This is a genomic window from Streptomyces sp. NPDC052016 (genome assembly GCF_044548445.1).
GTDB lineage: Bacteria > Actinomycetota > Actinomycetes > Streptomycetales > Streptomycetaceae > Streptomyces.
This window is the reverse complement of record NZ_JBIUBX010000002.1, coordinates 146,999-169,763: the sequence shown is the minus strand read 5'-3', so window position 1 is coordinate 169,763 and position 22,765 is coordinate 146,999. Positions and strand designations below refer to the sequence as shown.

At 72.2% G+C, this 22,765-nt stretch carries 20 protein-coding genes and 1 pseudogene; 8 read left to right on the top strand and 13 right to left on the bottom strand.

Features of this window, described 5'->3' with window-relative positions; genetic code table 11:
* Nucleotides 1-7 precede the first annotated feature (7 nt).
* Nucleotides 8-754 (bottom strand): DNA repair protein RecO, encoded by a 747-nt coding sequence (gene recO / locus ACIHAR_RS03885; protein WP_365454343.1) that lies wholly within the window; start codon nt 752-754, stop codon nt 8-10.
* A 232-nt stretch (nt 755-986) separates the two neighbouring features.
* Between recO and ACIHAR_RS03880 the strand changes: the two genes are divergently transcribed.
* Both ACIHAR_RS03880 and bla read left to right on the top strand, forming a co-directional pair.
* Nucleotides 987-2,270, top strand: a complete 1,284-nt coding sequence (locus tag ACIHAR_RS03880; protein ID WP_365454340.1) for an MFS transporter — start codon at nt 987-989, stop codon at nt 2,268-2,270.
* A gap of 122 nt (nt 2,271-2,392) precedes the next feature.
* Nucleotides 2,393-3,223 (top strand): class A beta-lactamase, encoded by an 831-nt coding sequence (gene bla / locus ACIHAR_RS03875; protein WP_400016956.1) that lies wholly within the window; start codon nt 2,393-2,395, stop codon nt 3,221-3,223.
* A 30-nt stretch (nt 3,224-3,253) separates the two neighbouring features.
* Here the strand turns inward: bla and ACIHAR_RS03870 are convergent, their stop codons facing one another.
* From ACIHAR_RS03870 to ACIHAR_RS03845, 6 genes are all read right to left on the bottom strand, one after another.
* Nucleotides 3,254-4,264, bottom strand: coding sequence for a DUF6879 family protein (locus tag ACIHAR_RS03870; RefSeq protein WP_365454337.1), 1,011 nt, complete (start codon nt 4,262-4,264; stop codon nt 3,254-3,256).
* Between the two features lie 64 nt (nt 4,265-4,328).
* Nucleotides 4,329-5,306 carry an SCO2521 family protein gene (locus ACIHAR_RS03865; protein WP_400016641.1) on the bottom strand — a complete coding sequence of 326 codons (978 nt, stop codon included), beginning with the start codon at nt 5,304-5,306 and terminating at the stop codon, nt 4,329-4,331.
* Nucleotide 5,307: 1 nt separating this feature from the next.
* The gene (locus tag ACIHAR_RS03860; RefSeq protein ID WP_365454331.1) at nt 5,308-6,294 is read right to left on the bottom strand and encodes an SCO2522 family protein; all 987 of its coding nucleotides are present in this window, start codon (nt 6,292-6,294) and stop codon (nt 5,308-5,310) included.
* Nucleotides 6,291-7,211 carry an SCO2523 family variant P-loop protein gene (locus tag ACIHAR_RS03855; protein ID WP_365454328.1) on the bottom strand — a complete coding sequence of 307 codons (921 nt, stop codon included), beginning with the start codon at nt 7,209-7,211 and terminating at the stop codon, nt 6,291-6,293. The genes ACIHAR_RS03860 and ACIHAR_RS03855 overlap by 4 nt, the downstream gene beginning before the upstream one ends.
* Before the next feature lie 3 nt (nt 7,212-7,214).
* Nucleotides 7,215-9,077: an SCO2524 family protein gene (locus tag ACIHAR_RS03850; RefSeq protein WP_365454325.1), complete on the bottom strand. Its 1,863-nt coding sequence runs from the start codon at nt 9,075-9,077 to the stop codon at nt 7,215-7,217.
* Nucleotides 9,078-9,128: 51 nt separating this feature from the next.
* Entirely contained in the window at nt 9,129-9,860 is a 732-nt protein-coding gene (locus ACIHAR_RS03845; RefSeq protein ID WP_400016639.1) for an SCO2525 family SAM-dependent methyltransferase, read from the bottom strand.
* Between the two features lie 233 nt (nt 9,861-10,093).
* On the opposite strand from ACIHAR_RS03845, the gene ACIHAR_RS03840 reads away from it, so the two are divergent.
* Nucleotides 10,094-10,555 (top strand): N-acetyltransferase, encoded by a 462-nt coding sequence (locus ACIHAR_RS03840; protein WP_365454319.1) that lies wholly within the window; start codon nt 10,094-10,096, stop codon nt 10,553-10,555.
* Here the strand turns inward: ACIHAR_RS03840 and ACIHAR_RS03835 are convergent.
* On the bottom strand, nt 10,545-10,946 hold the full coding sequence (locus tag ACIHAR_RS03835) for a protein phosphatase (protein WP_365455148.1): 402 nt from the start codon (nt 10,944-10,946) through the stop codon (nt 10,545-10,547). The two genes, ACIHAR_RS03840 and ACIHAR_RS03835, sit on opposite strands and share 11 nt — an antisense overlap.
* 191 nt (nt 10,947-11,137) lie before the next feature.
* On the opposite strand from ACIHAR_RS03835, the pseudogene ACIHAR_RS03830 reads away from it, so the two are divergent.
* Together ACIHAR_RS03830 and ACIHAR_RS03825 are read left to right on the top strand one after the other, a co-directional pair.
* Nucleotides 11,138-11,602 (top strand): annotated as a pseudogene (locus ACIHAR_RS03830) (SigE family RNA polymerase sigma factor); the annotation flags it as partial.
* A 93-nt stretch (nt 11,603-11,695) separates the two neighbouring features.
* Complete coding sequence (locus tag ACIHAR_RS03825) at nt 11,696-12,622, top strand: dihydrodipicolinate synthase family protein (RefSeq protein WP_365455145.1); 927 nt, start codon at nt 11,696-11,698, stop codon at nt 12,620-12,622.
* 155 nt (nt 12,623-12,777) lie between these two features.
* Here the strand turns inward: ACIHAR_RS03825 and ACIHAR_RS03820 are convergent, their stop codons facing one another.
* The 5 genes from ACIHAR_RS03820 to leuA all read right to left on the bottom strand — a co-directional run bounded on the left by ACIHAR_RS03820 (nt 12,778) and on the right by leuA (nt 19,540).
* Nucleotides 12,778-13,449 carry a response regulator transcription factor gene (locus ACIHAR_RS03820; protein WP_365454316.1) on the bottom strand — a complete coding sequence of 224 codons (672 nt, stop codon included), beginning with the start codon at nt 13,447-13,449 and terminating at the stop codon, nt 12,778-12,780.
* Nucleotides 13,446-14,579, bottom strand: coding sequence for a histidine kinase (locus tag ACIHAR_RS03815; protein ID WP_365454313.1), 1,134 nt, complete (start codon nt 14,577-14,579; stop codon nt 13,446-13,448). The genes ACIHAR_RS03820 and ACIHAR_RS03815 overlap by 4 nt, the downstream gene beginning before the upstream one ends.
* Before the next feature lie 82 nt (nt 14,580-14,661).
* On the bottom strand, nt 14,662-16,731 hold the full coding sequence (locus tag ACIHAR_RS03810; protein ID WP_400016632.1) for an MMPL family transporter: 2,070 nt from the start codon (nt 16,729-16,731) through the stop codon (nt 14,662-14,664).
* A 175-nt stretch (nt 16,732-16,906) separates the two neighbouring features.
* A complete protein-coding gene (locus ACIHAR_RS03805) occupies nt 16,907-17,602 on the bottom strand; it encodes a TerB family tellurite resistance protein (protein WP_365454307.1) in 696 nt (231 codons plus the stop codon).
* Between the two features lie 216 nt (nt 17,603-17,818).
* A complete protein-coding gene (gene leuA / locus ACIHAR_RS03800) occupies nt 17,819-19,540 on the bottom strand; it encodes a 2-isopropylmalate synthase (RefSeq protein WP_365454304.1) in 1,722 nt (573 codons plus the stop codon).
* Between the two features lie 318 nt (nt 19,541-19,858).
* On the opposite strand from leuA, the gene ACIHAR_RS03795 reads away from it, so the two are divergent.
* Genes ACIHAR_RS03795 through ACIHAR_RS03785 form a run of 3 tightly spaced genes read left to right on the top strand, consistent with a single transcriptional unit; the run spans nt 19,859 to nt 22,633 of the window.
* The gene (locus tag ACIHAR_RS03795; protein ID WP_365454301.1) at nt 19,859-20,929 is read left to right on the top strand and encodes a M4 family metallopeptidase; all 1,071 of its coding nucleotides are present in this window, start codon (nt 19,859-19,861) and stop codon (nt 20,927-20,929) included.
* A 56-nt stretch (nt 20,930-20,985) separates the two neighbouring features.
* On the top strand, nt 20,986-21,252 hold the full coding sequence (locus tag ACIHAR_RS03790; protein ID WP_365454298.1) for a protealysin inhibitor emfourin: 267 nt from the start codon (nt 20,986-20,988) through the stop codon (nt 21,250-21,252).
* Between the two features lie 58 nt (nt 21,253-21,310).
* Nucleotides 21,311-22,633, top strand: coding sequence for a GH1 family beta-glucosidase (locus ACIHAR_RS03785; protein ID WP_365454295.1), 1,323 nt, complete (start codon nt 21,311-21,313; stop codon nt 22,631-22,633).
* The last annotated feature ends 132 nt before the right edge of the window (nt 22,634-22,765 follow it).

Sequence of the window (22,765 nt, the reverse complement as noted above, 5' to 3'; positions counted from 1 at the left end):
TCGCTGCTTACTTTTCCACGTACCGAAGGGAGCGCAGGCCGCGCTCCAGATGCCAGTGCAGGTAGGCGGACACCAGCCCGCTGCCCTCCCGGACGTACCGTGCCTCGCACGCGTCCGCCGTCTCCCAGTCTCCCGTGAGCAGCGCGCCGAGGAGCTCCAGCGTCCGCGGCGACGGTACGACACTGCCGGGGACCCGGCAGTCGGCGCACACGGAGCCCCCGGAGGCCACCGAGAAGAAACGGTTCGGTCCCGGCATGCCGCACTTCGCGCAGTCGCCGAAGCTGGGCGCGTACCCGTTGACGGCGAGGGAGCGCAGCAGGAAGGCGTCGAGGACGAGGTGGGGCGCGTGCTCACCGCGGGCGAGGGTCCTGAGCGCCCCGACGAGCAGCAGGTACTGCTGCACGGCCGGCTCGCCCTCGTGGTCGGTGAAGCGCTCGGCCGTCTCCAGCATGGCCGTGCCCGCGGTGTAGCGGGCGTAGTCGCTGACGATCCCGCCGCCGTACGGCGCGATGGTCTCGCTCTGGGTGCACAGCGGCAGTCCCCGCCCGACCAGTTCGCTCCCCCGGGCGAAGAACTGCACGTCGACGTGGGAGAAGGGTTCGAGCCGGGCGCCGAACTTCGACTTGGTCCGCCGCACACCCCGGGCGACGGCCCGCACCCGGCCGTGGCCGCGGGTGAGCAGGGTGATGATCCGGTCCGCTTCGCCGAGCTTCTGGGTCCGCAGGACGACGCCGTCGTCCCGGAAGAGGCTCATCGCGCACCGCCCCGGGTCTTCGGACGGGGGTGCGGCCCGTGGCACGGCCGCCGCGTCATGCCGTGTCCCGCGCGGTGACGCGGCATGACGCGGTGCGCCTCACCCGGCCTCCGGGTGCGCAGCGGGACGCCGTCGTCGCGGAACAGACTCATGGGCCCATTCTCGCCTACCCGGAGGGGGCCCTGTCCCGGCACCCGCTACGCTCGCCCGGTTCCTGGCCGGAGGAGGTGCGGTGGCGAGGCGTGCGCTGGGGCGGTCGTTCGGGTGGCTGTGGGGCGCGTACGCGGTCAGCGCGTTCGGGACGCGGCTGGCGTTCGACGCGTTCGCGCTGATCGCGGTCCTGGTGCTGCACGCCGGACCGGCCGAGGTGGCGGCGCTGGCGGCCGTGGGGCCCGCGGTGGGGGCGCTGCTGGCCGTGCCGCTGGGGCCGTGGGTGGAGTTCCGCCGCAAGCGGCCGGTGATGGTCGCGGCGGACCTGGTGCGGTGCGCGGCCCTGCTGAGCGTCCCGGCGGCCTTCGCGCTCGGCGGGCTCGGGATCGGGCAGTTGCTGCTGGTGTCGGTCGTCGTCGCGGCGGCCGACATCACGTTCACGGCGGCGAGCGGCGCCTTCCTGAAGGCACTGGTGCCGCCCGAGGACCTGCTGGTCGCGAACGGCCGCTTCGAGTCGACGACCTGGACCGCCACCATGCTCGGGCCGCCGCTCGGCGGGGCCGTGGTCGGCCTGTTCGGACCGGTGGTGACGGTGGCGACGGACGCGGTCAGCCATCTGCTGTCGGCGGCGGGCCTGTGCGCGGTCCGCGGACGCGAGGCGCGTCCGGTGCGCGAGGGCGCCACGGGCCGGCTGCGGGCCGGCGACCTGCTGGAGGGCTGGCGCCATCTCCTCACCCACCGCACCCTGCGCCCGCTGTTCCTGAACACGGTCCTGGTCAACGGTCTGATCATGGCCGCGTCGCCGCCGCTGGCCGTCCTGATGCTGGGTCCGCTCGGCTTCGCGCCCTGGCAGTACGGCCTCGCCTTCGCCGTCCCCTGCTCCGGCGGGCTGATCGGTTCCCGGCTGGCCCCCAGGCTGGTCATCCGGTACGGGCGGCGCCGGGTCCTGCGCGTGGTGGGGACCCTGCGCGTGTGCTGGCCGCTCGGGCTGGCGTTCGTCGGGCCGGGCGCCGGCGGGCTGGCGCTCGTCATGGCCGTCGAGTTCGGGCTGATCACCTGCATGGGCGTCTACAACCCGGTCATGGCGACGTCCCGGCTGGAGCTGACCCCGGCGGACCGGGTCACCCGCACGCTGTCGGCGTGGTCGGTCTCCAGCAAGGCCTCCGTCGCGGCCCTGACGGCCCTGTGGGGTGTCCTGGCGGCCTTCACGGGCCCCCGTGCCGCCATCGCTCTCGCGGGCGTGCTGCTGCTGACGACACCGCTGTTGTTCGCAACCGGACGGCGGGGGCGGGCGTCCCTCACCGAGGGGTCCCCGAAGATCGCCCCGCGGACCACCGCACCCGAGCGAAGGAGAGAACGATCTTAGGCTTCCGTCCCACCCCGGCCTCGTCCCCGGCCCCCGGTACCGCCCTTTCCCCGGCCTCCGGCAGGGGCTCGGCCCCGGCCCGCCGCACCCTCCTCACGGCCGGCGGCGTCACCGCGGCCGGCCTGCTGACCGGGCTCGCGAGCGGATCCGCGCACGCCACCGCGGACGGCGTCACCGCTCGCCTGCGCGCGCTGGAGGAGCGGCACGGCGCCCGCCTCGGCGTCTTCGCCCACAACGTCCGCACCCGGCGCTCGGTGCGCCACCGGGCCGACGAGCGCTTCCCGGTCTGCTCCCTGTTCAAGGTCCTCGCGGCGGCCGCCGTCCTGCGCGACCTGGACCGGGACGGCGAGGTGCTGGCCCGTCGCGTCCACTACACGGCCGACGCCCTGGTGGAGAACTCCCCGGTCACCGAGGAGCACGTGGCCGACGGCATGACGGTCGCCGAGCTGTGCGAGGCGGCCATCTGCCGCAGTGACAACACGGCCGGGAACCTGCTCCTGCGGGAGCTGGGCGGCCCGCGGGCGATCACCCGCTTCGCCCGCTCGATCGGCGACCGCGTCACCCGGCTCGACCGCTGGGAGCCGGACCTGAACTCGGCCGAGCCGTGGCAGGTGACGGACACCACGAGTCCGTACGCGATCGGCCGCTCCTACGCCCGGCTGGTGCTGGGCGGCGCGCTGGAGGCCGGTGACCGGCGGCGGCTGACGGACTGGATGCTCGCCAACGAGACGAGCGTCAACCGCTTCCGCAAGGGCCTGCCGCCGACGTGGACGCTCGCCGACAAGACCGGCGGCGGCTGGTACGGCGCGAACAACGACGCCGGGATCGCCTGGACGCCGGAGGGCGCCCCGGTGGTCCTGGTGGTCCAGCTCGTCAAGCCGGACCGCGACGCGGCCTACGACCACGACCTGATCGTCGAGACCGCCGCGCTGCTGGCCGAGACCCTCGGCTGAGCCACCGGTGACGGGCCCGGCCCGGTCGCGTCACACGGCGTCCGGGTCGGTCCCGTTGGTGAGCACGGGGACGCCGTCGGCCATGTCGTCCAGCAGGCCGCTCAGTGCGGGCTCGTCCTCCGGCTTCCGGGCGGCGTCCCACACCGTGTTGAACCGCCGGATCAGGGTCTCGACCCGGTCCGGGTTGGCGTTCACCGTGGTCGACGAGATCGCTTCCCTCTGGTCCGCCTTGATCTCGTAGGACATGGCCCGGTCGAAGACGATGAAGTCGATCATCGTGCCGGGGCCGAGCCGGCGCGCGATCCTCTCCTGGCGCACCACCCGGACCTCGATGCCCCTCTCCCCCTGCTCCTTGCAGACCGCGGCGAGGGAGGCGAGGGAGTCGTGGTCCTGGCCCTCCTTCATGATGAACACGCGCCTGATCGTGACGCGTCGTTCGTCGATCGCCCGCCCCTGTTCGGTGAGGTAGCGGCCGGCCGGCTCACTGGTCCAGAAGCCGTCGTCGACGACGGTCGTGCTCACGGCGTCGAGGCTCTCCCTGGTGCCCTTGGTGAGGTTGATGAGCCAGTCGTGGTTCTCCCCGGGGCACTCGGCGCTGAGCTTGGTCAGTTCCTCCATCTGGCCGGCGAGGCGGTTGATCTCCTCGTGTGCGAACTCGTGGAGGATGTCGGGCCCCATGGACACCACCTTCGTGGCGTGTTCGGCGAGCCGGGGCACTCCGTCACCGCGCAGTTTCTCCACCTCGTTGAAGAGCTTGGTGGCCTCGCCTATGTCGGCGAAGCGCTTCTCCACCACGTCTTTCAGCTCGCCCAGCTGGTTCACGAACGACGCCATGAACTGCACGATCAGCACCGTGCCGCCGCACAGCACCGACAGCACCAGTTGCCAGGGACCCTCCTCCTTCGGCAGCAGGACGTTGGTCAGGACGTAGACCACACCGCCCACCACGACGGTGACCAGCAGTTTCAGCGTCAGTTGCCGGGCTGCGTCACTGTCGGGCCGCTGCGGACCGTTCCTGAAGGAGTTCGTGGGTGCGCTCATCTCTCTTTCTCCCCCCGTCGGGATCGTGCGTGGACTGGAGCGACAGGACGTCGCACGGATGTCTTCAGGACGCCGTCAGCGGGGCGCCGAGGGCGTCGCGCTGGGTGAGGATCGCCTGCAGCAGCAGCTGGTCGCGGACGCGCCGCACCTGGGTCTCCCACTGGCGGCTGAAGCCGGGCTCCCGCTCGAGCACGTCCCACAGGGCCTCCAGGGACCGCTCGACGCGGGCCTTGGGCAGCCACAGGTGCAGCAGGTGGTCGACGAGCGGGCGCAGGACCTTCAGCGCGGCCCTGCCGTCCGCGGAGCCGAGCCGCAGGCCGTCGAGCTTGTCGACGACGGTGGTCAGCAGCCAGTCGTGCAGGGCGAGGTCCTCGCACAGCGCGGCTGCCGCGGCCGGCGTGGTGCCGGGCGGCAGCCGTAGGTCCAGGGTGCGCAGTCCGTCGTCGGCGACGGTGAAGCGCAGGGGCGGCTCCGCGCCGCCGGAGTCGGGTGACGCGGCCCAGCGGACCCGGGTGTCGATCGTGGTGAGCGGCGGGTCGAAGGAGTCCAGCAGCAGGCGGGAGATCCTCGACAGCTGGCCCTCGGCGATGGATCCGACGTCCAGCTCGCCCTGCTCCTGACGCGTCAGAAACCCCTCCGCCACGGCTCGGGGGGACACTCTGCCGACGGGGACCAGGACGCCGGGCCGTACCAGGTAGTAGCCCCAGGGGCGGCGCCGGTCGGGGCCGGCGGCGGGGACGGAGAAGTGGGCGGTGGCCTGGAGCACCCGGCCCTCGACGAGGGCCGCCCGGGCGGTCACCGTGCCGACCGCGCGGACCTTGGCGCCGCCCGCGGTGGGCAGCCGGCAGTCGACGCCGGTGAGGACGTCCGGGGAGACGGCGTACCGGTTGGGGCGCCGGGAGAGCCGGACGCGTTCGTCGGCGCGCAGCCTGAGCAGCCGTTCGGCGACCTGTTCGTCCACCGCGTCCCGGGTGGGCAGCAGGCAGGTGCGGACCTCCCCGCAGGCGAGGAGGTCGTCGGTGGTCCTCTCCGGGGCGCCCATGTCACAGCCCCGGCGGGAAGACGTAGGAGGTGCGGTCCACGACGCCCGCGGGCACGGGGAAGCCCTCGCCGGAGGAGCGCTCGCCGACCTGCCGCAACGCCTCGGCCTCGACGTGGACCTGGTCGAGGATGACGCGTACGGCGTGCTCCACGGGCAGGAACCGGGCCGGGAGGATGCTGCACGTGGCGTACGCGGTGAAGGGCGCGGCCAGCGGGTTGAGGCGGACGACGGGCGGCAGGGCGTCCCACTCGGCCGGGAACTCCTTGGCGTCCCACGGGGCGGGGGTGAGCACCGCGCGGCCGTTGTCGCGCAGCAGCCCCAGCCGGACGAGCTGCCACACGGCGGCGAGGAAGGCGCAGGACCAGGTGCGTTCGTCCTCGGGTCCGCTCCACAGTTCGACGTCCATGAAGACGGAGTGGCCGCGGGCGCCGGTCTCGCTCGGGGGCTCCCAGACGCCGCCGGCGGACTCCAGTGCGGAGGAGGTGCGGTGGGTGGGGGCGCGCCGGCCGTTGGTGAGCCAGCCGGTGCGGCTGACGGGCGGGCGGAAGCCGTTGCTGCCGGGCGGCGGGGACTCCACCAGCCGGTGCAGGACGGACTCGGCGAGTTCGGCGCGGTCCCGCCGGCCGGGCTCGGCGACGGCGCAGCCGGACTCACGGGCCAGGTAGTCGATGGTCAGGCCGGCCTGCGCGGCCGCCTCCAGCAGCGGGGGTATCAGTTCGGCCGGGGTGGACAGGCGGCTGAAGTAGTCGTCGATCAGGAAGCAGGTGCTGATCCGGGGGCGCCTGCCGGCCGGCAGCGGGCCGACGCCGGCCCGGGCGGCCTCCACCCAGGGCCGTACGGCCGCGAAGTGGCGGCGCAGCCGGTCGGGGCCCTCGACGAAGTCCTCCATGTACAAGTGCCCTAATTCCAGGGAGAGATGGGAGAAGGGAACGGATTCCGTGCGTGGCTGCGCGCTGGTCTCCCGGAAGACGGTTTCCGGTCCGCTCACAGCTGCCCCCAGTACTTGTCGTCGGTGAGGCGCTGTGCGAGTTCGCCCATCTTCTGCCAGGTCTCGACGTTGGCGATCCGGCGGTCGTGCACGTCCTCGTCGGTGATGAGCCGTTCCTGCCACTGCAGGACGGGTTCCAGCGGAATCGCGGACAGCACCCGGGTCTTGCCGATACCGCGGCCCGCCGCGATTTCCTCCAGCTGGGTGTCGCACTGCCGCATCCACGCGTACTGGGCGGGCGAAACCTGCGACCACAGCGGCGACTCGAGATTCGGCACGGCGGCCCGTACGAAGCGGATCGCGGCGGAAAGCGCGTCGGAGTCGTGGCCCATGGCGATTCCGGCCTGCACAATGCCCTGTTTCCCGTACACGAGTTCGGCGGCCGCCATCACGTGCTGACGGGTCCAGCGGTGATACACCAGCCAACGGGTTTTCAGGCGGCCGAGCCCTCCGCGCGGTGAGGTGGCGGCGAGCGCGAGGTCCATCGCATAACTGCGTCCGGCGCTCAAGTCGACGATGATGACGTCGAATTCGCGCTTCAGGCGCAGGACGAGGTCCACGCACCGGTGCAGGTTCTCCTCGTCGGTGACGAACTCGCCGCCGGTGCGGTCCCCGGGAAGGAGCACCAGCCGCCCCGATCCGCCGGGCCTGCTGCGCAGGTGGGGGTGTTCGGTGCGGGCCCAGACGTCGACCCGGAGGGGTTCGCCGGTCTTGCCCTTGAGGTACGAGTGCAGGCCGCGGCCCTCGGCCTCGCCGAGGACGTCGGGCAGGTCGAACACGGCGGCCGCGGTGGGCGAGCCGAAGTCGAAGTCCAGGTAGCAGACGTCGTCCCCGTCCAGCGCGCGGTGGTAGGCGAGGTTGGCGCTGGTGACGGAGCGGCCGGTGCCCCCCTTGTCGGAGGCGGCGAAGACGAGCACGTCTCACACCCCCCGGGACCCGGAGTCGCCGCGGGCCCGGGCGAGGGTGTCCAGACGGGTGAGGATGCCGAGGGCGAGCGCGTAGGCGGTGCCGGGCTGTTCGTCGACCAGGAGGCGGGCGCGGCGCAGGTCCGCCTCGATTCCCTTGATCTCCTCGCCCTGGGGGCTCTTGGGGGCGGGGGCGGGCTGTTCCATCTGCTCCTTGCCGAAGAGGTGGGCCGCCTCGCTGATCAGTGCCCTGGCCAGCAGGGAGAGTTCGGAGCTGCGGATCGGCGGCTGGTCGTAGAGGGCGTGCGCGGCGACCATGCACTCGGTGACGCGCTCGGTGACGGACCAGGACAGGGGGCCCTGGCGCTTCGGTGTCTCGGGGTAGGCGGCGTGCACGTTGTCCCACAGGCCGACGCCGTCGCCCTCGGTGATCCGGCGCTGCCAGAGGTGGTCGAGGATGTCCTCGGCGAGCCGCAGCAGCCGGTCCTGGGAGGCGATGTTCCGTGACAGCGAGCAGAGCTGGATGGTCCGCTTGAGCAGCTGCGCGGAGAAGTCCGTCATCGTCCACTTCATGGCGGGGCCGAGGGCCTCGCTGCCCAGCAGCGGCAGGGTGACGCCGGGGTCGTGCAGGACGATCGCGGGGTCGTCGCGGGTCATGCCGCTGGTGATGCGGCCGCGTTCGGCGAGGCGTTCCATGACCTTGACGGTGCGGGTGAGGTCGTCGTCGGTGGCGCGGCGGCGGACCAGGTCGTGCACGAGGATGGAGGCGACGGAGAGGGAGAAGTACTCCGACTCCAGTTGCTGGAGGGTGGTGCGCCAGGGGATCTCCTCCAGCGGCCAGGTGCCGTCGCCGAAGCGGGCGATGGCCGACCAGTACTGCTGGGTGATCTCCCAGCGCAGCCGGAGCGCGTCGGCCAGTTTCTGCTGCTCGGCGGTGAGCAGACCGAGGACGAGCGTGCGCTCGGAGAACAGGTCGGGGATGCCGTCGAGGGCGACCACGGTGAAGTAGAGGTACGGCGTGGGGTGGGCGACGCCCGCGGGCTGCTTCCCGATGCCCTCGGCGGTCTGCGGTTCCACCTCGATCTCGGGGGCGCCCTTCACCACGCTCCAGGCCCAGCCGCACTCGAACAGGCGGTTCTCGTTGCGCAGTTCGTCCGTGACGTCACCGTCGAGGCCGAGGGTGACGCTCTCGCTGATGACGGCGCGCAGGGCCCTGAAGCGGTCCTGGAAGCGGTGCAGGACCTGCCGTTCGGAGAGCCGGCCCTGGCCGAGCAGGCGGGTGAGGGCCTGCCCCTGGTCGGAGGAGATGTCGACCACGTTGACGGTGAAGGAGCGCAGCAGGTTCACCATGGCGGCGGTCAGCCGGGCGCTGGTGGCCTCCCGGAGCCGGTCGATCTGGGCGAGGGTGCTCGCACGCTGGGTCTTGCCCCGGTAGACCTTGAGGAAGCCGAGGGTGGCCAGGCACAGGGTGACCGACATGGAGTAGGAGTCGACCACCCCCAGGTTCCGCTGTTCCTTGGCGAGTTCCTGCTGGGAGTCCTCGGCGGCGAAGTAGTGGCCGCCGGAGAAGGTGGGGCTCTCCTCGCCGCGGTGCTTCTCCATGAAGTCGGCGAGGACCTTGACGAGGTTCCCGGGGATCTCACTGGAGTCGCCGGCGCTCCTCAGCGACCTCTCCACGTCCCGCTGGGTGGTGTCGGGGTCGTCGAGACGGAACGCGGCGATTTCGGTGGCGGGGTACAGCAGGCACAGCAAACGCTCCGCGTCGGCGACGCTGCTGCGGCCGCCCCATTCGCCCCAGTCCCATTCACCGTCGTCGAAGGAATGGCGGGCGATGGCCTGCCACACTTCGAGCAGATTCTGTCTCGGCTTGATCTGCATGCCCATTCCCCTCGCACAGGCCCGTCACCACGGATAAGAACGGATCAGGAGTCAGACTTTCCGTCGCCCGCAGGCCAGGATCATTCCCGTGTATCCGGTGCGCACCAGTTGTTTGGGATTGGCCATGCGGTGGATCGTGACACCCTCCGTGTAATCCTTCAGCACGGAGCGCACCTCTTTCGCGTCGATATCGCGGGCCGGGAATTCGTGGGACCCGACGCGATATCCCTCGGAATGCTCCATGAAGGCGGCGGCGAAGGGGGAACCCGGATTCAGCGCGCTCATGAAACAGCCCACGCCCCGGCGGAATTCTTCGAGCGAGGTGGTGATGGACTCGGCGACGAAGAACATGGTGCCGAGATCCCAGCGTTCGTCCTTGCCGCACAGGTCGAAGAGACTGCCCGCCACGGGTTTTCCGACGGCTTCCTTGAACCGCGCCCTGGGGTCCATGCCGAGGTCGGCGTATTCCGGCTGTTCGCGCAGGACGTCCCAGAACTGGTCCCAGTTCGCGTCGTAGCCGGCGAGCTGGCTGTCGAGGTAGTCGAGGTTCCTCGCGGACCGCTCCAGGAGGGTGACCCGGTCGCACCAGGGCAGCATGGCGAGGGCGGGATAGAGATTGGGCCCGGCGCCGACGTCGATACCGGCGGCCACGCGGCCCGCGCGCCCTTGGAAATGATCACGGAAGTGGTCGCGCACCCGGGAGAGGATCTCCCTGTCCACTGGCTGGATCTCGATGTAATTGCGCTTGATGTACTCGTCGGGATCGAAGGCGTCCCAGGGCACATCGGCATTCTTTACGTCAGCTGTGGGCGATCCCGAGGTCATTGGTTCAGCCTAGCAGTACGCGGGGGTCTTGAAGGTGTGGATGCACCGGGCAATGATGGACGATCAGGTATGCATATCGCACAAGACGCAGCACCCCAGCCATTCACTTTGTCGATCCTTCACAAGGGGACGGTATGACTCCTCTTCCCGGAGATCGTTTTCCGTCGGCCGCCGGTTCGACGGTGAGCCAGGTGTCCGGAGAAAGGCGCTTACGGATCCGAGCGGCCACGGAGGAGGACCTCCCCCATATCGTCCGTCTCGACGCGGAGGCCTTCCCGGCCGACCCGTACCCGTACTTCGTGCTGCGCCAGCTCCTGGCCTCCTTCCCGGACTTCGTGTTCGTGGTGGAGGACGGCGAGGACCTGGGCGGCTATGTGCTGTCGACCCCGCCGAACGCGGCGCGGAGCTGGATCCTCAGTCTCGGCATCGCCCCGGACCTGCGCGGCCAGGGCCTCGGACGGCAGCTGATGACGCACATCCTGACGCATCTGCGCGCGGAGGGCGTCCACTCCGTCTCGCTGTCCGTGGAACCGGGCAACGACACGGCCGTCGCGCTCTACGAGTCCCTGGGCTTCGCGCCGGACCCCGGCGGCCCCCGCAAGGACTACTTCGGGCCCGACGCGCACCGCCTGCTGATGACGCTCACCCTGTGACGCCGGCGACGCCCTCCCGGGCGAACCTCCGTACGTAGCCCCGCTGCCAGGGCGTCTCCACGGCGTGCCGGTCGTAGTGCCGGCGTACGAACGCGACCGCCTCACCGGCCGGTACGCCGTCCAGCACCGCCAGACAGGCCAGCGCCGTCCCCGTCCGGCCGCGTCCTCCGCCGCAGGCGACCTCCACACGCTCGAACGCCGCCCGCCGCCAGGCCTCGACGAGCGCCGTCCGCGCGTCCGCGCGGTCGGCGGGGAGCCGGAAGTCGGGCCAGCGGATCCACCGCGCCTGCCAGGAGACCGGCGGGGGCGGGGAGCCGAGCAGGTAGAGGCCGTACGCGGGGCCGGGCGCCGTCGGGTCGAGGGGCCGGCGCAGGCCGCGCCCGCGCACCATCCGCCCGGACGGCAAGGCCAGGATGCCGGGCGCGTCCGGCCGCCAGGCCCACTCCCCCCGCTCTTCCCGCTCCCGTCGCTCCGCCCGCCCGTGCTCCGGTTCCCTCTCCATGGCCCCATTCGAACCCGTCCGCGATTCCCGGGCAACCGATTCCGCCCGGCCGGTGGTCTGGAGGGCGAGGAGGGAGCTTGATGCAGGCCGAACTTGAGGCCCGGTTCCAGGAGTTCGTCAGGGCGCAGTGGTCGCGGCTGGTCCGCACCGCGTATCTGCTCACGGGCGACGCCCACCACGCGGAGGACCTGACCCAGACGGCACTGGCCAAGGCGTACCGGTCCTGGCGGCGGATCGTGCGCAGCGACAGTCCGGAGGCGTACGTCCGCCGGATGCTGGTCAGCTGCAACAGCGACCGGTTCCGCAAGCGGCGCGTCGCCGAGGCGCTGACCGCGGCGCCGCCCGAGACGCCGGAGCGCGACGAGGCGGTCGGGCAGGTGGAGGAGCGCGGCTCCCTGCTCGCGGGGCTGGCCCTGCTGCCCGCCAAGCAGCGGGCGGTGGTGGTGCTGCGGTACTGGGAGGACCTGTCCGAGGCGGAGCTGGCCGAGGTGCTCGGCTGCTCGCCCGGCACGGTCAAGAGCCAGGCGTCGAAGGGGCTGGCCAAGTTGCGCGCGTACCCTTCCCTGGCACGCATCGGCACAGGGGCGGGGAACACTTCCCTGGCAGCCCGTACACCACCGCCGCACCAGGGAGTCCCCATGCCGTTCCCCGTCCCGCTGACCGGTGTCGTCCCGCCCCTCTGCACGCCCCTGACCCCGGAGCGGGAGGTGGACGTGGACTCGCTGCTGCGGCTGGTCGACCACGTCGTGGCGGGCGGGGCGCACGGGCTGTTCGTGCTCGGTACGACGTCGGAGGCGGCGTATCTGACGGACCGGCAGCGCCGGCTGGTCGTGGAGGCGACCGTGGCGCACGTCGGCGGTCAGCTCCCGGTGCTGGCCGGGGCGATCGACATGACGACGCCCCGGGTGCTGGACCAGGTCGCGTCCGTCACGGGGGCGGGCGCGGACGCGGTGGTGGTGATCTCCCCGTTCTACGCCCGTACCCATCCGGCGGAGATCGCCCGCCACTACCGTCTGGTCGCCGCCGCGAGCCCGGTCCCCGTCCTGGCCTACGACCTGCCGGCCGCCGTCCACACCAAGCTCCCCGCCGACGTCGTCGTGGAACTGGCCGCGGACGGCGTACTGGCCGGGCTGAAGGACTCCAGCGGTGACCTGGCGGGCTTCCGGGAGGTCGTGACCGGCACCCGGGCGCACCCCGGCTTCAGCGCGCTGACCGGCTCCGAGCTGATCGTCGACGCGGCGCTCGCGCTGGGCGCGGACGGGGCGGTGCCCGGTCTCGCCAACGTCGACCCGCACGGCTACGTCCGCCTCGACCGCCTCTGCAGGACCGGCGAGGCGGAGCTCGCGCGGGCCGAACAGGAGCGGCTGTGCGCCCTGTTCGGCATCGTCCGCGCCGGCGATCCGGCCCGGATGGGCGCCGGTTCGGCGGCGATCGGCGCGTTCAAGGCGGCGCTGCACCTCCTGGGCGTGATCACCTGCCCGGCGACCGCGGAGCCCCAGATCCCGCTGTCCCCGGGCGAGGTGGAGCGGGTACAGGGCCACCTGATCGAGGCCGGGCTCCTCTGACGCACGACGGCCGGTCCGCGGCGGACGCCGGGCTCCGACGGGCGGCCACCAGCCGCTCGCGGGCCCTGCTGCGTGTGCGGTCGGTACCGAACCGGTGGCCGGCCCGGGACCGGCCGCCCGCCGCGGCGGGTGGGTGCGCTCGGGGATCGGGCGGATCACCCGCCCTTCCCCGGGGACACCAGCCCCGACTCGTAGGCGACGATGACCAGTTGCGCCCGGTCCCGTGCGCCCAGTTTGCCCATGATGCGGCTGACGTGGGTCTTCGCGGTGAGCGGGCTGAGGCCCAGCGTCTCGGCGATCTCGGTGTTGGTGAGGCCGCGCGCGACCAGGGCGAGCACCTCGCGCTCCCGCTCGGACAGGCACTCGGGCCCGCCGGTGGCGGTCGGCGCGAGGGGGCTGCGCAGGAACCGGGCGATCAGCCGGGCGGTCGGTCCGGGCGACAGCAGCGCCTCACCGGCGGCGACCGTGCGGATGGCGTCGAGGAGGTCGGCGGGCCGGGTGTCCTTCACCAGGAACCCGGAGGCGCCCGCGCGCAGCGCCTCGACGATGTTCTCGTCGGTGTCGTACGTGGTCAGCACCAGCACCCGCACCCCGGCGAGGTCCTCGTCGGCGGCGATCAGCCGGGTCGCCTCGATGCCGTCGAGGTCGGGCATGCGGACGTCCATCACGACCAGGTCGGCGCGCTCGGCCCGGGCCAGCTCGACGGCCTCCCGCCCCGTGCCGGCCTGCCCGACGACCTCCATGTCCGGTGCCGACGCGACGAGCATCGCGAACGCGGCGCGCACCAGCGTCTGGTCGTCGGCGAGCAGCACCCGGATCGGACTCATCGTTTCTCCCCCATGGGCAGTACGGCGCTCACCTCGAAGCCCTTCCCCTCCCGCGGCCCCGCCTCCAGCGTGCCGCCCACGCTGCGGGCCCGCTCCCGCATGCCGACCAGCCCGAACCCGGGCGCCTGGGCCCCGGTGCCGGCCCCGTCGTCGGCGACGGTCACCCGCAGGGCGCCGTCCTCCTCGCGCACGAGCACCCGCACGTCCAGATCGTCCCGTCCACCGTGCCGTACGGCGTTGGTGAGGGCCTCCTGCACGATCCGGTAGGCGGCCGCGCCGACCGCGGGCGGTACGTCGCCGTGCCGTACCGACAGCTCGACCGCGGCGCCCGTCGCCCGGGCGGTCTCGGCGAGGTCCGGCAGGCCGTGCAGGCCGGGAAGCGGGCCGCGGATCTCGGGCGCGCCGGGGTCGCGGAGCACCTCCAGCGTCGTCCGGAGTTCACCGCGGGCGCTGCGGCAGGTCTCGGCGATGTCGTCGAGGGCCTGGGCCACGGCCGTGCGGTCGAGGCGGTCGGGGTCGGCGGCCAGGACGTGCGCGGCGACGGAGGTCTGCACGCCGATGAGGGTGATGGTGTGCGCGAGCAGGTCGTGCAGGTCGCGGGCGATGCGCAGGCGCTCCTCGGCGACGCGGCGGCGGGCCTCCTCCTCGCGGGTGCGTTCGGCGCGCAGCGCTCGTTCCAGGGCGGCGGCGGCGTTCTCGCGGTGGACGCGGATGTAGCCGCCGAAGACCAGGACGGCGACGATCCAGCCCAGGATCCGCAGGAACTCCACCATCCCGTCGAGGTTGGTGAGCGCGTTGAGGGTCAGCGTCACCCCGATGACGAGCGAGCCGACGGTCAGCGTGCGGCGGGCCGTGCTGGTCACCGCGATGGTGTAGAGGACCACCATGGTGGGGGCGATGGGTGCGGTGTGGTTGTAGTCGAGACCGTGGTACGGCGCGACCAGGGCCATCATCAGGCCCAGGACGAGCAGCGGGCGGCGCCTGCGCCACACGAGCGGCACATGCGCGGCGAGCAGCAGGGTCCAGCCGAGCACGTCGAGCCGGCGCCCGTCGACGACGGCCACGGCGAGCACCGAGTCGACGACGGCCAGCCCCGCGGCGAACCAGGCGTCCGCGCGCGGATGTCCCACCCACCGCTGCACCGTTCCCCCTCTCCCCCGCCCCCATCCTGCACGAGCGGGCGCCCCTCCGGCAGGGAGGGGCGCCCTCGGGTCAGCTGCCGACCGGTTCACGCTCACGCGTCCGTTCCGGCTCCGGTGCCCGCGACAGCCGCCCCGGCCACCACACCCTCCGTCCGAGCGCCACGCTCGCGCTGGTCACCAGGTAGGTGCGGACGAGGAAGGTGTCCAGCAGGACCCCGACGGCGATCACGAAGCCCAGCTCGACCAGTTGCACCAGCCCCATGTTGGTCAGCACGGCGAAGGTCGCGGCGAGGACCAGCCCGGCGGAGGCGATGACCCCGCCGGTGGTGCGCAGTGCGGTGAGCGCGGCGGCGGCCGGTTCGGCACCCCGCAGGGACTCCTCGCGCATGCGGTGCATGAGGAAGATGCCGTAGTCGACGCCGAGCGCGACCAGGAAGACGAAGGACAGCAGGCCCAGTCCGGGATCGGTGCCCTCGAAGCCGAACACCGGCCCGAACAGCAGTCCGCCGAGGCCGAGCGCGGCGCCCCACACCGCGACCACGGCGGCGGTGAGCAGCAGCGGTGCGACGAGGGAGCGCAGCAGCACGACGAGGATCAGCAGCACCGAGAGCAGGACGAGCGGTACGACGACGAGCCGGTCCCGGGCGTTGGTGTCCTCCAGGTCGATCTGCTGGGCGCTGGCCCCGCCGACGTAGGAGCCGTCGAGGCGTTCCCGCAGGCGTTCGATGGTCGCGGTCTCGGCCGCCGACTGGGGTGGCGCGGACACGGTCACGGAGATCTCGGTCCAGCCTCCTCCGGTACGTCCCTCGCGGACGTCGTCGACGCCTTCGACGTCCCGGATCGCGGCGAGGGTGGCGTCGGCGCGGCCGGCCGGGGTGAGCACGTCGACGGGTTGGGCGGAGCTTTCCGGGTAGGCCGCGGCCAGGGTCTCCAGGGCGGCGACCGACTCGGGCCTGTCGACGAAGGAGTCCTGCTGCTTGACCGTGCCGGGCAGGTTGAGGGCGCCCAGGGCGAGCGCGCCGAGGAGCACCGCTCCCCCGGCCAGCACGGTCAGCGGACGACGGCCGGCGGAGGTGCCCATGGCGGCGAACAGCGACCGGCGGGCCTTGGGCGTGCTGCCGTAGGCGGGCACCAGCGGCCAGAAGACCCGGCGGCCGAGGAGGACGAGGACGGCGGGCAGCAGCGTCAGCATCGCCACCAGCGCGCACAGCACGCCGACGGTGCCGAGCGGGCCCATGCCCCGGTTGGAGTTGAGGTCGGCGGCGAGCAGGCACAGCAGGCCCGCAGCAACGGTCCCGGAGGAGGCGAGCACGGCGGGCCCGCAGCCGCGCAGGGCGGCCCGCATGGCGTCGTAGGGCCGCTCGATCCGCCGGAGTTCCTCGCGGTAGCGGGAGACGAGCAGCAGGGCGTAGTCGGTGCCGGCGCCGAAGACGAGGATGGTCATGATGCCGGAGCTCTGGCCGGACACCGTGGTGCCGAAGGCCTGGTTGAGGCCGTAGGCCACGCCCATGGACAGGTAGTCGGCGACGCCGGCCACGGCGAGCGGCACCAGCCACAGCACCGGGCTGCGGTAGATCAGGATCAGCAGCACGGCGACCACGGCGACGGTGGTGTAGAGCAGCGGCCCGCCGAGCGACTCGTAGACCTTGGCCGCGTCGGTGGTGAGCGCCCCCGTCCCGCCCACCTGGACCGTCAGCCCGCCCTCGCCGTGGGCGACGTCGCGTACGGCGTCGACGAAGGCGTCCCGCTTCTCCTCGTCGGTGCCGGGCTCGTTGCTGGCGACGGGGTACATGAGGGTCGTGCCGTCCTCGGACGGGATCCCCCGCGGAGTCCCGGTCAGCACGTGCTCCCCCGCGACCCGCGTGACCTGTTCCCGCGCCGTGGCCCGGTCGGCTGCCGTCAGTCCGCCGTCGCGGTGGTAGACGAGCACCAGTTCCGTGGTCTCCCCGCCCGGCAGCTGCTCCTGGAGCTCGGCGGCCCTGGTGGAGTCGGCGTTCGCGGGCAGGTAGTCGGTGACCCGGTCGTGCTGCACGTCGGCGAGTTTCGCGGCGAACGGCGAGGCGATCGCCAGCACGCCCACCCACAGCGCGAGCACCACCCAGGGGATGGCGCGCTTGCCCTTCGTTGTCCCGGCCCCCATGAGTCGGGCCCTCCCTTCGGCGCGGATGTCCGGTTGCGGCTTCCAGACTTCCGGGCCGGGAGGGCCGGATCGTCGGGCGGGAGGGCGAGACGGCGGGTACTGCGCGGGGTGGCCGGACGGGCCGATTACTCCCCGGGGAGTATCGAGACCGGGCGGGACGCCGGCCGGTGCGGCGCTACGACGGCGTGCGCGCCGCCGCCAGCAGCCTGGTCACGTCGTCCGCGCGGAGGGTGAGCGCCGCGCCGACCGTGGCCAGCACCTCCCGCTCCGCCGGTGTGTACGGCCCGTCGGCCAGCGCGATCCGGGCCCCCTGGAGCAGGATCGACTCGCGGCCGACCGGCGCGAGGTGCGGGGCGAGCGGGTCCAGGGCCTCGTGGAGCTCTATGGCGAGCCCGGGGGCGCAGGGTTCGCCGTAGGCGCGGCCGGTGTCGGCGGCGAGGGCGTCGACGAGGGCGGCGAGCTGTTCCCGCGTGCAGTCGGGGAAGCCGGCCGCGCGCACGGCCACGGCCGCCGTCTCCAGGGACGTGCGGGCGCAGGTGCCGCCCGCGGACAGGACCGCGAGGGCGACGGTGTGGACGGCGTCGCGGAGCATCGCGGAGAAGCGGGTGGTGGTCGGGTGGTCGAGGACGTCGGTGCCGAAGTGGCGCAGGCAGGCCGCGCACTCGACGACCGGTCCGCTCGCGCCGCGCGGCAGCACGGGCACGCCCAGCAGGGTGAAGCGGCGGTGGCCGGTCAGCCGCTGGTAGTTGCGGTCGCCGCCGCAGCCGGGGCAGAAGAACTCGCCGTCCCCGACGGACGTCCACGCGGTGCGGGTGCCCAGCATGCGGGCAAGCCCGGTGGCACGGCCGTCTCGTCCCCGTCCTGGCAGCACGTCGTACCTCCGTAACTCCCCCACAGCCTTACGAGCGCGGGAGATACCCGGGGGCACCGTCGCCGCACGTCTGCGTGATGTTAGCCACATCACGGAGGCGGAGTCAGCACCCTGGACGAGACCTTTCCGTGACCTCCACGCAAGGATGGCCGAGAAACGACGGGCCCCGACCGCCGTGTTGGGCGGTCGGGGCCTCGAAACTCCCGGTCTGGATGGTCAGCGCGTCGCGCGGTTGACGGCCGAGACGACCGCCTTCAGCGACGCACGCGTCGTGTTCGCGTCGATGCCGATGCCCCACAGGACCTTGTCGCCGATGGCGCACTCGATGTAGGAGGCGGCCTGCGCGGAGGCGCCCTCGCTCATCGTGTGCTCCTGGTAGTCCAGCAGGCGTACGTCGACGCCCACGCCCTCCAGGGCGTTGAAGAAGGCCGAGATCGGACCGTTGCCGGAGCCGGTCAGGACGGTGTCCTCGCCGTCGACGGTCGCCTCCACGGTCAGCGTGTCCACGCCGTCCGTGTCGGTGGTCGACTGGCCCGTGCGGACCTGGATGCGGCCCCACGGGTTGTCGGGGTTGGGCAGGTACTCGTCCTGGAAGGTCGCCCAGATGTCCTTCGGGGTGACCTCGCCGCCCTCGGCGTCCGTCTTCGCCTGGATGATCTTGGAGAACTCGATCTGCATCCGGCGCGGCAGGTCCAGTTTGTGGTCGTTCTTCAGGACGTACGCGATACCGCCCTTGCCGGACTGCGAGTTGACGCGGATGACGGCCTCGTAGGAGCGGCCGACGTCCTTCGGGTCGATCGGCAGGTACGGGACGGCCCACTCGATGTCGTCGACGGTGACGCCCTTGGCGGCCGCGTCGGCCTCCATCGCGTCGAAGCCCTTCTTGATGGCGTCCTGGTGGGAGCCGGAGAAGGACGTGTAGACCAGGTCGCCCACGTACGGGTGGCGCGGGTGGACCTCCATCTGGTTGCAGTACTCCCACGTGCGACGGATCTCGTCGATGTCGGAGAAGTCGATCTGCGGGTCGACGCCCTGGGAGAAGAGGTTCATGCCCAGGGTGACCAGGTCGACGTTGCCGGTGCGCTCGCCCTGGCCGAACAGGCAGCCCTCGACACGGTCGGCGCCGGCCATCAGCGCCAGCTCGGCGGCGGCGACGGCGGTACCGCGGTCGTTGTGGGGGTGGACGGACAGGCAGACGTACTCTCGGCGGGAGAGGTTGCGGCCCATCCACTCGAAGCGGTCGGCGTGCGTGGACGGCGTCGAACGCTCCACCGTGGCCGGCAGGTTGAGGATGATCTCGCGGCCCGGGCCGGGCTGCCAGACGTCCATGACCGCCTCGCAGACCTCGAGCGCGAAGTCCAGCTCGGTGTCGGTGAAGATCTCGGGGCTGTACTGGTAGCCGAACTCGGTCTCCGGGCCCAGCAGCTTCTCCGCGTACTCCATCACCAGGCGCGTGCCGTCCACGGCGATCTGCTTGATGTCGTCCTTGGAGCCGCGGAAGACGACGCGGCGGAAGACGGGGGCGGTCGCGTTGTACAGGTGGACCGTGGCGCGCCTGGCGCCCTTCAGGGACTCGACGGTCCGCTCGATCAGGTCCTCGCGGGCCTGGGTCAGCACGGAGATCGTCACGTCGTCCGGGATCGCGCCCTCTTCCTCGATGATCGAGCGCACGAAGTCGAAGTCGGTCTGGCCGGAGGCCGGGAAGCCGACCTCGATCTCCTTGTAGCCCATCTTGACCAGCTGGTCGAACATCCGGCGCTTGCGCTCGGGCGACATCGGGTCGATCAGGGCCTGGTTGCCGTCGCGCAGGTCCGTGGAGAGCCAGCGGGGAGCGGCGGTGATCCGCCGGTTCGGCCAGGTCCGGTCGGGGAGGTCGACCTGCTCGTACTGACCGTACTTGTGGGTCGGCATGTGGCTGGGCTGCTGGCGGTTCGCCATGATGCGGTGGCTCCTCAGGGTGTCCGGAAGGACGGCCGACGACGCAACGCCAAGCTCCGCGGGGAGGGGGTCGGCCTCGACTACAGGCCCTCGCCGCGGCAGCTAAGGAGAAGCAGCCCGAAACGCATAGTGCTCCGCACTGTAGCCGAGCCGCATCGGGCACGCGGACCTGTTCCAGTATGCGGGACCGGCGGGACGAACAGGGCAAAACGTGCGGTATACCACTCGCGGCGTTGCACAGGACCCTTTGTCACCGTTTTTCACCGATCATGGTTGCTCGTCGTGACAGGTGGATCACGGAGTGCAAGGGTGCCGGGCATGACGACTCACGGGGGCTTCGAGCCCGTCTTCTGCACCGTCGTACCGCCCCACGTCCTCGACCGGCTGGCGCGCAACGACGACCCCGCGCTCTCCGGTCCCGCCCGGCGCACCCTGGTCCGCGACGGCGAGCTGCGCTCCCGGCGCCGGGTGACCACCGAGTTCCGCCTGGCCGCGGCTCCGGCGGCGAAGGCGCCGTCGGACCAGCCGCTGCGCACGATCTACGACGCCGGGCACGGGACCGCCCTGCCCGGCACCAAGGTCCGCGGCGAGGGCGAGGACCCGGGCCGCGACGCCACGGTCAACCGCGCCTACGCCGGCCTCGGCGCCACCTTCGAGCTCTTCCTCAAGGCCTACGGCCGCCACTCCATCGACGGCGACGGCCTCCCCCTGGACGCCACCGTCCACTACGACGAGGACTACAACAACGCCTTCTGGAACGGCGAGCAGATGGTGTTCGGCGACGGGGACGGCGAGATCTTCCTCGACTTCACCAACTCCGTCGACGTGATCGGCCACGAGCTGGCGCACGGCGTCACCCAGTACACGGCGAACCTCACCTACTACGGACAGCCGGGCGCGCTCAACGAGTCGATGTCCGACGTGTTCGGCGCGCTCATCAAGCAGTACACGCTCGGCCAGACCGCCGCCGAGGCCGACTGGCTCATCGGCGCCGAGCTGCTCGCCCCGGGCGTCACCGGCCAGGCCCTGCGCTCCATGAAGGCCCCGGGCACCGCCTACGACGACGACGTCCTCGGCAAGGACCCGCAGCCCGCGACGATGGACGACTACGTGCGCACCGGCCGCGACAACGGCGGCGTCCACATCAACTCCGGCATCCCCAACCACGCGTTCTACCTGGCCGCCACCGCCATCGGCGGCTTCGCCTGGGAGAAGGCGGGACAGATCTGGTACGACGTCCTCGCCGGCGGGGAGCTCGGGGAGAGGGCCTTCTTCACCGACTTCGCCAAGCTGACGGTGAAGGCGGCGCGGGAGCGCTTCGGCGACGGCGGGGAGGAGTTCCAGGCCGTGGAGAAGGCATGGGAGCGGGTGGGCGTGCGGATCCTGTAAGCGGATCCGGCAGGCCGGTGTTCCCGCGCGGGACACTTCCGTACTAGACAGGTCCCATGCGTATTCAGGTGAGGCGCACGGGCGGGTTCGCGGGCATCGAGCGCCGTGCCGAGGTGGACACCTCGGGGCGGCCCGACGCCCAGGAGTGGCACGCCCTGGCCGAGAAGGCGGTCGCCGCCGGCCGGGGCGCGCCCCCCGCCGGGGTGCCGGACGGCTTCAGCTACGAGATCACCGTGGACGGGAAGAGGGTGTACGCGGCCGACCCCGGGCTCACGGGGGAGCAGCGGAAGCTGATCTCCAGGGTGCTGAAGGAAGGGGCGTGACGCGCTGTTCCGGCCGGGGCGTTGACTTGGGTTACCCGCGGTACGGATGATCTCGCCCATGGTGACTGATCCGCACGACGAGGCGACCCCGATCCCCCGGTTCCCGGCCGGTTTCCTGTGGGGCGTGTCCACCTCCGCCCACCAGATCGAGGGCGCCGCCGACGAGCGCGAGCCGTCCGTGTGGGACATCTTCACGGCCGAGCCCGGGCGGGTGAAGGACGGCTCCACGGCGGCGGTCGCCTGCGACCACTATCACCGCTACCCCGAGGACGTGGCCCTGCTGTCCGGCCTGGGCGTGGACGCGTACCGCTTCTCGGTCTCCTGGCCCCGGGTGAACTCCCCCGGCGGACTGGACTTCTACGACCGACTGGTGGACGAGCTGCTGACGGCCGGCGTCCGCCCCGTCCCGACCCTCTTCCACTGGGACCTGCCGGCCCGGCTGGACTGGCTGGAACGGGACACGGCGTACCGCTTCGCCGAGTACGTGTCGGTGGTCGTGGAGCGCCTGGGCGACCGCGTGAAGAAGTGGATCACCCTCAACGAGCCGGCGGAGCACACCCTGCTGGGCCACGCCCTCGGCACCCACGCCCCCGGCAGGCAGTTGCTCTTCGACGCCCTCCCGGCCGCCCACCACCAGCTGCTGGCACACGGCCTGGCGGTCCGGGCGTTGCGCGCGGCGGGCGCCACGGACATCGGCATCGCCAACTCCCACGGCCCGACCTGGCCCGCCTCCCAGGAGCCGGCCGACCTCGAGGCCGCGGCCTTCTACGACGTCCTGCTGAACCGCCTGTTCGCGGAACCGGTCCTGCTGGGCGCCTACCCGGAGGGCCTGGGCGAGCTGATGCCCGGGGACGTGCGGTCCGACCTGAAGGTGATCGCGGAGCCCCTCGACTTCTACGGCGTCAACTACTACGCCCCGACGCGGGTCGGCGCCCCGCAGGGCGCGGAGATCGAGTTCGGCGGGGTACGCGTCCCGGCCGAACTCCCCTTCTCCGTGCGGGAGATCGAGGGCGTTCCGGTCACCGACTTCGGCTGGCCGGTGGTGCCGGAGGGCCTGACGGAACTGCTGACGACCTTCCGGGACCGCTACGGCGACCGCCTTCCCCCGGTCGTCATCACCGAGAACGGCTGCAGTTACGAGGGCGTCGACGACCAGGACCGCATCGCCTACCTCGACGGCCACCTCCGCGCCCTGCACCGGGCCGTGGCGGCGGGCGTGGACGTGCGCGGCTACTTCGTGTGGTCGCTGCTGGACAACTTCGAGTGGGCGGAGGGCTACGCGCGCCGCTTCGGCCTGGTGCACGTGGACTACGAGACGCTGGCCAGGACCCCGAAGGCGTCCTACGTCTGGCTGCGGGACGTCCTGCGAGCCCAGAGATGACGACAGCCCCCGCCCCGGCCGGGGCGGGGGCTGTCAGACCCCGTCGGGCCGGCCCGGGCGGGCCGTGCGCCTACAGGTCTCGAGCGTCCCGGGCCCGCAGAGACGCGGGGGGTCGGCGGGGGCCACGAGGAC

Excerpts from the sequence above, each read along its gene's own strand:
- recO (WP_365454343.1), bottom strand. The coding sequence starts at position 754 with ATGAGCCTCTTCCGGGACGACGGCGTCGTCCTGCGGACCCAGAAGCTC.
- ACIHAR_RS03870 (WP_365454337.1), bottom strand. The coding sequence starts at position 4,264 with ATGAGCGCACCCACGAACTCCTTCAGGAACGGTCCGCAGCGGCCCGAC.
- ACIHAR_RS03865 (WP_400016641.1), bottom strand. The coding sequence starts at position 5,306 with ATGGGCGCCCCGGAGAGGACCACCGACGACCTCCTCGCCTGCGGGGAG.
- ACIHAR_RS03850 (WP_365454325.1), bottom strand. The coding sequence starts at position 9,077 with ATGCAGATCAAGCCGAGACAGAATCTGCTCGAAGTGTGGCAGGCCATC.
- ACIHAR_RS03835 (WP_365455148.1), bottom strand. The coding sequence starts at position 10,946 with ATGGTGCGCGGGCGCGGCCTGCGCCGGCCCCTCGACCCGACGGCGCCC.
- ACIHAR_RS03825 (WP_365455145.1), top strand. The coding sequence starts at position 11,696 with ATGCCGTTCCCCGTCCCGCTGACCGGTGTCGTCCCGCCCCTCTGCACG.
- ACIHAR_RS03820 (WP_365454316.1), bottom strand. The coding sequence starts at position 13,449 with ATGAGTCCGATCCGGGTGCTGCTCGCCGACGACCAGACGCTGGTGCGC.
- ACIHAR_RS03810 (WP_400016632.1), bottom strand. The coding sequence starts at position 16,731 with ATGGGGGCCGGGACAACGAAGGGCAAGCGCGCCATCCCCTGGGTGGTG.
- leuA (WP_365454304.1), bottom strand. The coding sequence starts at position 19,540 with ATGGCGAACCGCCAGCAGCCCAGCCACATGCCGACCCACAAGTACGGT.
- ACIHAR_RS03795 (WP_365454301.1), top strand. The coding sequence starts at position 19,859 with ATGACGACTCACGGGGGCTTCGAGCCCGTCTTCTGCACCGTCGTACCG.
- ACIHAR_RS03790 (WP_365454298.1), top strand. The coding sequence starts at position 20,986 with ATGCGTATTCAGGTGAGGCGCACGGGCGGGTTCGCGGGCATCGAGCGC.
- ACIHAR_RS03785 (WP_365454295.1), top strand. The coding sequence starts at position 21,311 with ATGGTGACTGATCCGCACGACGAGGCGACCCCGATCCCCCGGTTCCCG.